Raw genomic sequence first — 12,575 nt, 5'->3', positions numbered from 1 at the left:
ATCGAATCAAATTACATTATTTGATATTACAGTTACATTTTTGTAAGATTGGTGTCACATCATTTATGTAAAAAGGGGACCCAAAATCAATTGGAATCCCCTTATAATTTTTAGTTACCTGCCTCTTTAGTTAAAATAGAAAAATACCCTTAGACAAAAATTGTCTAAGGGAAAAAGCATCGCAACATTTTTATAAACGTCGTAACTTTATTTTAAAGCTACAAAAACAACCAAAGGGGTTAAACATTTTACTCCACAGTAACACTTTTCGCAAGGTTACGCGGTTTATCAACATCACAGCCGCGATGAAGCGCAGCATAGTAAGCGATCAGCTGCAATGGAACAACAGATACCAACGGAGCAAGCGCTGGGTTTACTTCCGGCAGTACGAATCTGTCATCCGCATCGTCTAGGCCTTTCAGTGAGATGATGCATGTGTTGGCTCCGCGAGCAGCAACTTCTTTGACGTTTCCGCGGATGCTTAGGTTTACGTGCTCTTGTGTTGCCAGTGCGAATACTGGTGTGCCTTGTTCGATCAGGGCAATCGTTCCGTGCTTCAGCTCTCCGCCGGCAAAGCCTTCTGCCTGGATGTAAGAAATCTCTTTCAGCTTCAGTGCCCCTTCGACACATACGAAGTAGTCAAGACCGCGTCCGATGAAGAAAGCGTTTCTGGATACAGTCAGATATTCACGGGCGATCATTTCCATTTCGTCTTTCTGGTCGCATAAAGCTTCCATTGCGTTTGCCGCGATACCGAGTTCTTTGACGAGGTCAAATCCGATATCGATGCCATTTTTGTCAGCAGCCACAGAAGCAAGAACCGCAAGAACTGCGATTTGTGCAGTGTATGCCTTCGTTGACGCAACAGCGATTTCAGGGCCTGCATGAAGCAGCAATGTATAGTCAGCTTCACGAGAGAGCGTTGATCCAGGTACGTTTGTGATTGTCAGGGCTTTGTGTCCGAGCGCTTTGACTTGAACGAGAACCGCGCGGCTATCTGCTGTTTCTCCGCTTTGAGAAAGGAAAATGAAGAGCGGTTTCTTAGACAGAAGCGGCATATTGTAGGAGAATTCACTCGCTACATGCACTTCAACCGGCACGTTTGCCCACATTTCAATATATTGTTTACCGACAAGTCCTGCATGGTAGCTTGTTCCGCAGCCAATGATATAGATGCGGTCCGCTTCCGCTACAGCGGAAGCGATATCGCCAGGCACAGACAGCTTGCCGTTTTCATCTTGATACGTTTGGATGATTTTGCGCATAACAACTGGCTGCTCATCCGTTTCTTTCAACATGTAGTGAGGGTACGTGCCTTTTTCGATATCACTGGCATCAAGCTCAGCAATATAAGACGCACGTGTAATCACGTCACCATCAAGGTTTTTGATGACAACTTGGTCATCAGTGACGATAACCATTTCTTTATCCATCAGCTCAACATATTCGTTGGTTACTTGAAGCATCGCCATCGCATCAGATGCTACGACGTTGAATGTGTCTCCAAGGCCTACTAATAGAGGGCTTTTGTTTTTCGCTACAAAAATCGTTTCTCTGTTGTCGTTATCGAATAAAGCAATTGCATAAGAGCCTTTTAACAGTGTAAGTGTTTTGCGGAACGCTTCTTCTGTCTCAAGTCCTCCATTGACGAATTGCTCGATTACTTGAACGACCACTTCTGTATCGGTGTCACTTTTAAGCTCTACATCTTGCAAATACTCTTGCTTCAGCTGAACATAGTTCTCGATCACGCCGTTATGAACAAGTGTAAAGCGGCCCAGTGCGCTTTGATGCGGGTGAGCGTTCAGATAGCTTGGTTCGCCGTGTGTTGCCCAGCGAGTATGCCCAATTCCGGCTTTCGCTTCTACATTGGCATCCACAACTTCACGAAGATCTGCAATGCGTCCTTTTTCTTTGAACACATGGATCCCCTGTTCATTGGCAACAGCAATACCAGCAGAGTCATATCCGCGATACTCAAGCTTTTCTAACCCTTTTAATAAAATTTCCTTCGCATCAAGCTGACCGATATAACCTACGATTCCACACATATTTTTCTTCCTCCTAAGATGGTAAAAGGAGACGAAGAAAGTCAAATTTCAAGGGGACTTTCAATCGTCCCCTCCTACATGTTTTTTGGAAGATCATGTGATTTCTCTTTGTTCAAGGAGTCACCCCCTTGGTTTGAAGAAATCCTTACGGCTGTGATCTGTATACTCAGCCGGGAGGCATCCGCCGAAAATTCGATAACCTCCATCCTCGTCAACTAAGCCTTTTTCCGGGCGCTTAGTTCGGGCGCTATAATTATAGGTAAATCCATAATCCCGTCTACTTTTCCTATTAAGAAAGTAAGAACAAGACAAGCTTGATTTTACAGCATGTGGCATAAACGGTCAATTGTTTTTTAAACAACTTTGCCGTATGTCTCACAATTATCATATGTAAACGTCGCTTGTCTTGTTCGCTCTCTGATTAGAGACTTCGTTACTCTAATCCCATTTCTGACCGGACGACTTCAACAATGCGATTGACATACTCATCGCACAGCTCTTTCGTCTTCGCTTCAGCCATGACACGGACGAGCGGTTCAGTTCCTGAAGGGCGCACCAAAATCCGGCCGTCGCCGTTCATTTCTTTTTCAACTTCAGAAATAACTGCTTTTACTTTTTCATTTTCTTCAACTTTATATTTATCAGTCACTCTCACATTGACTAACAGCTGCGGGAACTTTTGCATTTCAGCTGCAAGCTCTGACAGAGGCTTGCCTGTTGCTTTCAAAGTGTTCATCAGCATAATAGCAGACAATAATCCGTCCCCTGTCGTGTTGTAATCAAGGAAAATAAGATGTCCTGACTGCTCTCCGCCGACATTATAGCCATCTTTTTTCATTGCTTCTACTACATAGCGGTCTCCGACAGCTGTCTGCACGCTTTTGATGCCTTCTTTCTCGAGCGCCTTATAGAAGCCGAGGTTGCTCATCACGGTTGAAACCACTGTATCATCCTTTAAGCGACCCTCTGATTTCAGGTGTTTTGAGCATATGTACATGATTTGGTCGCCATCAACGATATTTCCTTTTTCATCAACAGCAATCAGGCGGTCGCCATCACCATCGAACGCAAGGCCGAGATCGGCGTTTTTCTCTTTGACAAACGCGCTGAGCGCTTCAGGATGAGTCGATCCGACGCCGTCATTAATGTTTAATCCGTTCGGGGAAGTCCCCATTGTTGAAACATCGGCATCTAAATCAGCAAACAGGTGTGTCGCCAAGGATGACGTTGCGCCATGAGCACAGTCAAGTGCCACATGAATGCCTGTGAAATCTTCATCGGCTGTCTGTTTTAAGAATTGCAGATATTTTTGTCCGCCTTCAAAATAATCGTTAACAAGCCCAAGATCGGCTCCGACCGGTCTTGGCAGCTTATCCTCAGGTTCGTCCATCAGGCGCTCAATTTCAGCCTCCTGTTCATCAGAAAGCTTGAATCCGTCTCCCCCAAAGAACTTGATGCCGTTATCCTGCACTGGGTTATGAGAAGCGGAAATCATGACGCCCGCCTCTGCATCCATCGCTTTTGTCAAATAGGATACACCCGGTGTAGAAATGACACCCAGACGCATGACTTCTGCGCCAATGGATAAAAGTCCGGCGACAAGGGCTCCCTCCAGCATATGGCCGGAGATGCGTGTATCGCGGCCTATCAGCACTTTTGGACGTTGTTTGTCTTTTGTCAGCACATAACCGCCGAAACGTCCGACTTTAAAGGCCAGCTCAGGTGTAAGCTCACTATTGGCGACACCTCTTACACCGTCTGTTCCAAAATACTTGCCCATTTTGTAATCGCTCCTTTTTTATTCCGATGAGGATTGTGAATCCGCAGTGGATTCATCCTCATCCTGATCTTGGTTTTCGTCTTGGTTTTGATCGTTGCTGTTTTTATCAGTGTTCTTTGTATCTTCTTGCTGATTGTTCTTTTGATCATTTGTTTGTTTGTCTGTGTCATCCTGATTTCCTGATGTATTGCTGCTGTTATCATTCGTTGATGTATTGCTTTTTTTGGATGTCAGCTTGATTTTGGCGTTTTTCTGCCCCAAGGACCAGGTTACATTCTGAGGTCCGTTTACTTCAAGCTTCACGCTATGCTCCCCGTCCTCTAAATCTGAAACATTCACATACAATTCGATATCCGATTTTTTCAGTTTTTTTATATTCGCAGGAGAGCCTTTAGCCGTTATGTCTATCGCTTGTGATTCAGGATCAAGAAATTCAATGTTTTGTGAACTGCTCAGCCCTACAGTCTTGATAGAGACATTCTCAAACTTCTGATCCGCTTCACTATCGACTTCTATATGCAAAGTCACCTTTGACGGCGAGATTTTTTTGACGCCGTCAGGAAGCGGAATATCTGCCTCGATATCGGAATCCTTGTTAATTTTGCTTAAATCTAAGCTGACGCCATCAATAAATTCAAGAGAATCCAACACATCCTGTGAGCCGTAAACCGTTACCTCACTGGGGCTGGATTCAATTTTCGCTATGCTGACACCGTCAGGAAGGCTTCCTGTCCGTTCAATTTTAAAGGGCACTTTTTTACTTGGGCTTGTCACCGGAACGGTAATCTTGATGACCGAGGGCTCAACGTCGACAGGAAGCGCGTTTCCGTCTTTATCATAGACAGTCACTTTCGCTTCCTTTTCAATCGTTTCATCTGCGTTTTCCAAATTCACTGAAGCTTTGACAAGAGAAATATTATCGATCACATTTTTAGATCCGGTAATCTGCACATTTTTCGGACTGACAATCGGCTGCTCCGGAGAATAGCCTTTTTTCATCTTGCTTTTATTGTAGTACTCCACCTCTACAGGAAAGCTTTTGGTCGTCCGTTCCTGTATGGTCACTGTCGTAACAGACGGATTAATTGAGATTGTCAGCCCATCCGACACATTTTTGGCCTTAAGCTCAACCTTATGTGTGCCGGTTTTCAAATGTTCCATATCGGCGTATATTTCAAAGTTCTTGGTCTGCCTAGCCTTTTTCACGGCACTTGTCGAGCCTTTTATCGTGACATTAACCGTTTGCGGAACACCTGTCACGACGTAATTTTCATCATCATAATACGCTTTAACCGGAATATCGGTCAGAGTTGCTTCATCAGTTGTTGATGTCGGAAAGAAAGATTCACCCGGTTTTTTCGGAGTCGGTGCTTGGTTGCTGTTAACAGCCACATAAAGCAAGAGCGCGAAAAGCAGAGCAATGATTTTCACAGCCCAGCGGTTGTTTAAGAATTTATCCATTTTTCTTGCCCCTCCAATACCAGCGGATAGAAGAAGTGTCTCTGGTGTTTTTCTTAAACTCGGCTTCAAGCATTTCTTTCAGCGCTTCTTCTGTCAGCTCTCTGTGAAGGTCGCCGTTCTTTGCCACACTGACGCCGCCGGTCTCTTCAGACACAATAATCGTCAAACTGTCTGTTACTTCACTGATGCCGACAGCCGCTCTGTGCCGCGTGCCCAATTCTTTTGAAATAAACGGGCTTTCAGAAAGCGGCAAATAACAGGCGGCCGCGGCAATTTCATTATTCTTCATAATCACCGCACCGTCATGAAGCGGGGTGTTTGGGATAAAAATATTAATCAGCAGCTCAGAGCTGACTTTGGCATTCAGTGGTATGCCGGTCTCAATATAATCCCCCATTCCAGTATCCCGCTCAATGGTCAGCAGGGCGCCTATACGACGTTTCGCCATATAATTGATCGCTTTTGTGATGGCCTCAATCGTTTTCTGCTGCGCTTCTTCTACAGGCGTGCCGCTCCTTGAAAAAAAGCGGCCGCGGCCTAGCTGTTCAAGCGCTCTTCTCAGCTCAGGCTGAAAGATAATAATAATTGCTAAAAATCCCCATGTTATCGCTTGGTCCATCAGCCACTGAAGTGTGCTGAGGCCCAAATATTGGCTGGCCATACGAACAAGCACGATGACTACAATTCCTTTTAACAGCTGAACCGCTTTCGTGCCGCGTATCACCATAATCAATTTATATATCACATACCAAACAAGGAGAATATCAACGGCATTGCCGAGGTACTGCAAAAAAGGGATATCCTCAAAAGCCATTTCCTCGTCCTCCAAGATTTCAGTCATTTCGTATTTTGTGTTTTACGTGTTACGCATATGTACTTTACATAGCGAGCCCATTATACCACATATCGATTTAGCAAGTGAAATGTGTCAGCCGCTCAGCCCGCAAAAAAAGAGCAAAGCGGCTAACGCGCTTTACTCTTCTCCGTTCGGATTGAATGCATTGAGTACACTTTTCCCCGCAGACTTCATCTTGTACCATGTCCAGTCGAATAATTGATTGATTTCTTCAATTTGACCGGTGACTTGTCCAGCAGAGGCCATATACTTTTCGCCGTTCACGACGGTTACATCCCCGTCTATTTTGCCTTTAATAATCAGCTTGCCGTTTTTGACAGTGACATCACCTTTAACCGTCTCACCTTCCGGCACGGTCACAGTATGATTATGAACCACAAGATTCGGCTGCTTGGACACGCTGAAATTGTGGTCATTATGCCAGCTGTTAAAAAAACCTCCGCCCATCAAAATGATGAATACCGCAGCAGCTGCGATAACGGGATGGCTTCTGAACCATCTTTTCACAGAAGCTCTTTTCTTCTCCTTAGGCAATTTTGCCATGACATTAGCGGTAAAATCCGCGGGGGCTTCGACATGCGATGTGCTCCGTACGAGCGCTATAGATTTCTCCATCTCGTAAAAATGCTTTCTGCATGTCTCGCATGTCTCCAGATGTTCATTTAATACGTGTTCATCTTTTGGAAGGATATCTCCATCAAGATGCATATGCATAAGCTGCACAATTTGTTCAGGACAGCTCATTTCATCACCCCACTTAAAGATCCCTTAATTGTTTTCTAAGAGCCTCTCTGCCTCTGTGAATCCGCGTTTTCACAGTCCCCACAGGAATGTTTAGAATCTCCCCGATTTCAATTAATGAGAGTTCGTCAATATACTTTAATACGATGACTGTTCTGTATTTGTCAGGAAGCTTTAAAATTTTCTGCTGAATCGTGTTTGAGAGCTCCAGCGACACAACTGCATCTTCAGGCAAAACACCATCTGCGGCGATTTGGGAATACATGGTCAAGCCTTCTGTACCAGCCACCTCTGCATCGAGGTAATAATCCGGCTTCTTTTTGCGAATGCGGTCAATGGTCAAATTGGTCGCGATTCGATAAAGCCAAGTTGAAAATTTCCGGTTAATATCAAAACTGTCGATATTAACGTACGCTCTGATGAAAGCCTCCTGTGCAATATCCTCCGCCTCATGCACATTGCCAAGCATACGGTAGCAAAGCTGATAAATTTTATCTTTGTAAATATCTACGATGTCCGCAAATGCATCCTGGTCGCCTTTTTTGACTTGTTTAATTCTTTTTTTAATCATCATTTCCATATTTATCTAACCTCTGCCTTCACCGGTCTGTATGTATACGAGCTTCGTTTCAAAAGGTTTCAATTTTTTTATAAAATAAGTTTATCAAATTTTTGGCAGGGTGTAGATGGTAATTCGTGAATAAACTACCTTAACATATTTTTAAAATTATTATACAGACTGAACAGTTAGAAGTTGGAATGAATTTTAAAAAAGAAAAAAGACACCTTTTGGTCAAAGGTGTCTGTGACTGGGCTAGCTGGATTCGAACCAACGCATGACGGAGTCAAAGTCCGTTGCCTTACCGCTTGGCTATAGCCCAATAATGGTGGAGGGGGGCAGATTCGAACTGCCGAACCCTGAGGGAGCGGATTTACAGTCCGCCGCGTTTAGCCACTTCGCTACCCCTCCACATTAAATTTAGAAAAACAGTGCCGGCAAGAGGACTTGAACCCCCAACCTACTGATTACAAGTCAGTTGCTCTACCAATTGAGCTACACCGGCAAGATGGTGGAGGATGACGGGCTCGAACCGCCGACCCTCTGCTTGTAAGGCAGATGCTCTCCCAGCTGAGCTAATCCTCCAAATGGTGACCCGTACGGGATTCGAACCCGTGTTACCGCCGTGAAAGGGCGGTGTCTTAACCGCTTGACCAACGGGCCGTTGTGTTCTCGTCGAGCTGACAAAAGTTATTATATACAGGTCACCCCCTGTTTGTAAAGAGAAAAATTAAATTTTTTATTTTCAAACTTTTTAACTCCTTTTTTAACTGAAAAAGCCTCCCAACTAAAGTCATTTATTTTATGATAGAGACAAGCAAAGCAAGAGAGGAGAAACCAATATGATTCTAGTCAGTTCCTGCCTTGGAGGCATTGAGTGCAGATATAACGGCTCTCACGCAGCGTCTGAGAAAATCAGAAAACTCGTCGCTAAAAATAGAGCAGTCATGGCTTGCCCTGAACTTCTTGGCGGCTTTTCAACCCCCCGTGAACCCGCAGAAATCATAGGAGGCACCGGCGAGGATGTCCTCAATGGAACCGCAAAAATCGTGACAGCTTCAGGAGAAGACGTCACAGAGCTATATATGGAAGGTGCCGCGAAAACATTGGCTTACGCAAAAGAAATCAACGCCACTGCCGTCATATTAAAAGAAAACAGTCCATCTTGCGGAAGCGGCTTTATCTATAACGGCACATTCTCTGGCAAAAAAATCCCCGGCAGCGGAGTAACCGCCGCACTGCTAAAACAAGCGGGCTACCGCGTCATTTCAGAAAACCAGCTAGACGACATATTGTAAGGAGGCCACCCCATGACTCAAGACATTTCTTTATCCTTCTATAAGCCTGAACACTTGCCCGAGCTTCAATCATTCACGCTCACCAACGATGACAAACGCTTTACCTCCCTCCCGAAAGAGGTGCTGTCTCAGGCTCTGGGCATACAGGACCGATACCCGGTTGTCATCTTAAAAGACGATCTTCCAGTCGGTTTTTTCATTTTACATGCATCAAAAGAAACGCTAGCTTCCTATTCTAACAATCCATTTGCTTTACTGCTCAGCTCCCTGTCTTTAAACGCTGTGCATCACGGAAAAGGGTACGCGAAAAAAGCCATGCTTTTGCTTCCCTCTTTTGTGAGCGGATACTTTCCATGGTGCGACGAAATCATCTTGGCCGTCAATCATCTGAACATACACGCAAAACACCTTTATATGAAATGCGGGTTCATTGATAAAGGACGGCGAAGAATCGGGCCGCTTGGAGAACAGTTGATCCTTCATCATTTCTTATAGTCTTGAGTGAAATAAAATTTCAAAAATGTAAAAACATAGTTGAAATATCATAACAGAAATGAATATACTGAATATTGAGATATATCATTTTAAAACAGGGGGCATCCTCATGTCAGAATCACTAAACCTTCATCATCTTACAACGGAATCACGCAATAGCCAAACGGTTGAAATCCACAAAGCAAACACTCTCGGCATCCTCAAAATGATCAACAACGAAGATATGAAAGTCGCTGCAGCCGTTCAGGAGGTTCTCCCCGACATCAAAACAGCTGTAGACTGCGCGTATGATTCATTTCAACATGGAGGCCGGCTCATATATACAGGCGCAGGCACAAGCGGCAGACTCGGCATCATGGATGCTGTTGAATGTCCTCCCACTTACAGCGTAAGTCCTGATCAGGTCATCGGAATCATGGCTGGAGGCCCCGAAGCCTTTTTACAGGCAGCAGAGGGCATTGAAGACAGTGAAAAAGCAGGAGCTGAGGATTTAAGAAACATACAGCTCACGTCAAATGACACCGTCATTGCCATCGCAGCAAGCGGCCGTACACCTTACGCCGCAGGCGCCCTAAGATACGCCCGCGAAGTCGGAGCGCACACCATCGCCCTTACTTGCAATGAAAATTCCGTCATCAGCAAGGATGCGGACCACAGCATTGAGGTTGTCGTCGGACCTGAGGCCATTACAGGATCAACACGTATGAAAGCTGCAACCGCTCATAAAATGATTCTAAACATGATATCTACCGCTGTAATGGTAAAAATCGGCAAGGTCTACGAAAACTTGATGGTAGACGTCAACGTCAGCAACAAAAAACTAAAAGAACGCGCCATCAGCATCATCCAAATCCTTACAAACGTTTCATACGAAACAGCCAGGAAAACCCTGGAACAAGCCGATCATCACGTCAAAACAGCAATCGTTATGCTCAAAACCAGCACAGATCAGAAACAAGCAAAGACATTACTCGATGAAGCAAACGGTTTCATTGATAAAGCAATCGAAAATTACCATTCATGATAAGGAGAGAACTAGAATGGCAACAGGCGGTTTAGCGATCATCCAATCAATGAAGCATAAACTCCCTCCATCCGAGCGTAAACTTGCAGATTATATCCTAACCCATCCACACAAAGCAATCGAAAGCACCGTCAGCGAAATCAGCACCTTAGCCAATTCAAGTGACGCTGCCGTCATCAGGCTCTGCAAATCACTCGGATTAAAGGGATTTCAAGATTTAAAAATGAGAGTAGCGGGCGATCTGGCAAAGCCTACGTTTCAGGGCTACCGTGATATTGTTCCCCACGAGCCGCTGCCCTCTATTTCCGAAAAAGCGGCCGGCAATGCCATTCAAGCCATTCAGGATACTTCAGACCTGATGGACTACAAAGAACTGGAACAAGCGGTTTCTCTGCTTCTCAAAGCTCACACTGTGCATTTTATCGGCGTCGGGGCTTCCGGCATTGTCGCCAAGGACGCTCAGCAAAAGTGGCTTCGCATTCATAAACAAGCAACCGCGTTTACAGACACTCATCTTGTGGCATCTTTAATCGCAAATGCAGATAAAGACGACATCGTATTCGCCATTTCGTTCTCAGGAGAGACGCAGGAAATCATTGAACTGCTTGCCATGGCTAAGAAAAAAGGCATCACAACGATCAGCCTCACACAATTCAGTCAGACATCCGTCTCCGCACTGGCTGACGTCCCATTGTATACAGCCCATTCCAACGAAGCCTTGATTCGAAGTGCAGCCACTTCCTCCCGTCTCGCCCAGCTTTTTATGATAGATGTATTGTTTTTAGGCATGGCGGCTGAGCAATATGAAGAAACAACCAGCTATATCGATAAAACAAGAGAAGCCATACAATCTATGAGAAAAAAATAAAGCATCTTGAAGGGGAGGGGTTTTTAATGAGCAAAGAAAATAACTACCATCAACTCGCAAAGAAAATCCTCGAGTTATGCGGGGGGAAATCCAATATATCCTCATTTACGCATTGCATGACAAGGCTGCGTATTACACCTTACGATGAAAACAAAGCAGATGCTCAGGCTTTAAGAGCGCTTGACGGAGTATTGGGGGTCGTTGAGGCTGAAACCTTACAAATCATCCTCGGTACAGGAGTCGTCAATCATGTCACAACGGCTTTCTCCAAGCTCGTCTCAGCTGAAGAAGGTGTCGATGTGAATGAAGCAGCCGCCAAAAAGAAAGCCGATATCAATCGAAAGAACGCCACTCCTTTTAAACTTTTCTTACGTAAAATCGCCAGCATTTTTATCCCTCTTATTCCGGCTCTTGTCGCTTCCGGTTTAATTACCGGGATTACCAAAGCAAGTATTCAAGCCGGCTGGCTCTCTGCAGAATCACAAATTGCTGTTGTCCTGACAATCATCGGATCAGGGCTGTTCACTTATCTCGGCATTCTTGTGGGTATCAACGCTTCAAAAGAATTTGGCGGGACACCCGCTCTTGGGGCTTTGGCCGGGATCTTGATTATCAATCCGGAGATCGCAAAGATCAGTTTATTTGGAGAAGAGCTTCTTCCGGGCAGGGGAGGCCTGATCGGAGTCCTTTTCGCTGCTATATTCATTGCTTACACCGAACAATTTATTCGCCGCTTTATTCCTCAATCACTCGATATCATTGTCACACCCACCGTTTCACTGTTAATCACCGGAATCGTAACGTATGTCGTATTCATGCCTTTAGGCGGATTCATTTCTGACGCCATTACATCCGGCCTTCTGTCCATCCTGGACATCGGCGGCATCGCTGCGGGCTTTATTCTGGGCGCAACCTTCCTTCCTCTCGTCGTAACCGGATTGCATCAAGGCTTGACGCCTGTGCACATGGAACTGATCAATTCAATTGGCAATGATCCTCTGCTCCCTATTTTGGCTATGGGAGGTGCAGGACAGGTAGGCGCGGCCTTTGCCGTCTTCGTGAAAACGAAAAAAACAACACTGAGAAAAGCAATCGCCGGCGGGCTTCCGTCAGGCCTGCTCGGCATTGGGGAACCACTCATTTTCGGAGTCACGCTGCCGCTTGGCCGTCCGTTTTTAACGGCATGCTTAGGTGCTGGAATCGGCGGCGCCTTTCAAGCTTATTTTCAAGTAGCCACCTTTGCGATTGGTGTCTCCGGACTGCCGCTTTCCTTTCTAGTCCTGCCTTCGCAAATCATCCTGTATATCGTCGGGCTCTTCATTTCCTACGCGGCCGGCTTTTTATTGACCTATGCATTCGGATATAAAGATGAAATGGCTTCTCAGTTCGATTAAATTGTTTCTGTTTTAGGGATAGTAAACGGGATAGAAGCACAGAAAGGG

At 45.2% G+C, this 12,575-nt stretch carries 11 protein-coding genes and 5 tRNA genes; 5 read left to right on the top strand and 11 right to left on the bottom strand.

What is annotated here, in order from left to right:
- Positions 1 to 248: 248 nt before the first annotated feature.
- The 11 genes from glmS to C1T29_RS01340 form a co-directional block, all read right to left on the bottom strand.
- Positions 249 to 2,051: a glutamine--fructose-6-phosphate transaminase (isomerizing) gene (gene glmS, locus C1T29_RS01390; protein ID WP_014662572.1), complete on the bottom strand. Its 1,803-nt coding sequence runs from the start codon at positions 2,049 to 2,051 to the stop codon at positions 249 to 251.
- Between the two features lie 433 nt (positions 2,052 to 2,484).
- Positions 2,485 to 3,831: a phosphoglucosamine mutase gene (gene glmM, locus C1T29_RS01385; RefSeq protein ID WP_014112449.1), complete on the bottom strand. Its 1,347-nt coding sequence runs from the start codon at positions 3,829 to 3,831 to the stop codon at positions 2,485 to 2,487.
- An 18-nt stretch (positions 3,832 to 3,849) separates the two neighbouring features.
- Positions 3,850 to 5,292, bottom strand: coding sequence for a CdaA regulatory protein CdaR (gene cdaR, locus C1T29_RS01380; protein WP_069839731.1), 1,443 nt, complete (start codon positions 5,290 to 5,292; stop codon positions 3,850 to 3,852).
- A complete protein-coding gene (cdaA, locus tag C1T29_RS01375; RefSeq protein WP_014662568.1) occupies positions 5,285 to 6,106 on the bottom strand; it encodes a diadenylate cyclase CdaA in 822 nt (273 codons plus the stop codon). Before cdaA ends, cdaR begins: the two co-directional genes overlap by 8 nt.
- A gap of 159 nt (positions 6,107 to 6,265) precedes the next feature.
- Positions 6,266 to 6,892 carry an anti-sigma-W factor RsiW gene (rsiW, locus tag C1T29_RS01370; protein WP_040084357.1) on the bottom strand — a complete coding sequence of 209 codons (627 nt, stop codon included), beginning with the start codon at positions 6,890 to 6,892 and terminating at the stop codon, positions 6,266 to 6,268.
- 13 nt (positions 6,893 to 6,905) lie between these two features.
- Entirely contained in the window at positions 6,906 to 7,469 is a 564-nt protein-coding gene (sigW, locus tag C1T29_RS01365; RefSeq protein WP_003223646.1) for an RNA polymerase sigma factor SigW, read from the bottom strand.
- Positions 7,470 to 7,698: 229 nt separating this feature from the next.
- A tRNA-Gln gene (locus tag C1T29_RS01360) sits at positions 7,699 to 7,770 on the bottom strand.
- A 4-nt stretch (positions 7,771 to 7,774) separates the two neighbouring features.
- A tRNA-Tyr gene (locus C1T29_RS01355) sits at positions 7,775 to 7,859 on the bottom strand.
- A 21-nt stretch (positions 7,860 to 7,880) separates the two neighbouring features.
- Positions 7,881 to 7,953: transfer RNA gene (locus C1T29_RS01350), tRNA-Thr, on the bottom strand.
- 4 nt (positions 7,954 to 7,957) lie between these two features.
- Positions 7,958 to 8,033: transfer RNA gene (locus C1T29_RS01345), tRNA-Val, on the bottom strand.
- Between the two features lie 3 nt (positions 8,034 to 8,036).
- Positions 8,037 to 8,111: transfer RNA gene (locus C1T29_RS01340), tRNA-Glu, on the bottom strand.
- A 179-nt stretch (positions 8,112 to 8,290) separates the two neighbouring features.
- Between C1T29_RS01340 and C1T29_RS01335 the strand changes: the two genes are divergently transcribed.
- From C1T29_RS01335 to C1T29_RS01315, 5 genes are all read left to right on the top strand, one after another.
- A complete protein-coding gene (locus C1T29_RS01335; protein ID WP_069839730.1) occupies positions 8,291 to 8,746 on the top strand; it encodes a 2-thiouracil desulfurase family protein in 456 nt (151 codons plus the stop codon).
- Between the two features lie 12 nt (positions 8,747 to 8,758).
- Positions 8,759 to 9,241: a GNAT family N-acetyltransferase gene (locus tag C1T29_RS01330; RefSeq protein WP_103749858.1), complete on the top strand. Its 483-nt coding sequence runs from the start codon at positions 8,759 to 8,761 to the stop codon at positions 9,239 to 9,241.
- A 109-nt stretch (positions 9,242 to 9,350) separates the two neighbouring features.
- Positions 9,351 to 10,265 (top strand): N-acetylmuramic acid 6-phosphate etherase, encoded by a 915-nt coding sequence (murQ, locus tag C1T29_RS01325; protein WP_069839728.1) that lies wholly within the window; start codon positions 9,351 to 9,353, stop codon positions 10,263 to 10,265.
- 16 nt (positions 10,266 to 10,281) lie between these two features.
- A complete protein-coding gene (locus C1T29_RS01320) occupies positions 10,282 to 11,133 on the top strand; it encodes a MurR/RpiR family transcriptional regulator (RefSeq protein ID WP_069839727.1) in 852 nt (283 codons plus the stop codon).
- A gap of 26 nt (positions 11,134 to 11,159) precedes the next feature.
- Positions 11,160 to 12,527 carry a PTS transporter subunit EIIC gene (locus C1T29_RS01315; RefSeq protein WP_103749859.1) on the top strand — a complete coding sequence of 456 codons (1,368 nt, stop codon included), beginning with the start codon at positions 11,160 to 11,162 and terminating at the stop codon, positions 12,525 to 12,527.
- Positions 12,528 to 12,575 lie beyond the last annotated feature (48 nt).

This window comes from Bacillus sp. MBGLi79 (assembly GCF_002953915.1).
Note: the sequence above shows the minus strand (reverse complement) of the source record. Positions and strands in the feature narration are given on the sequence as shown.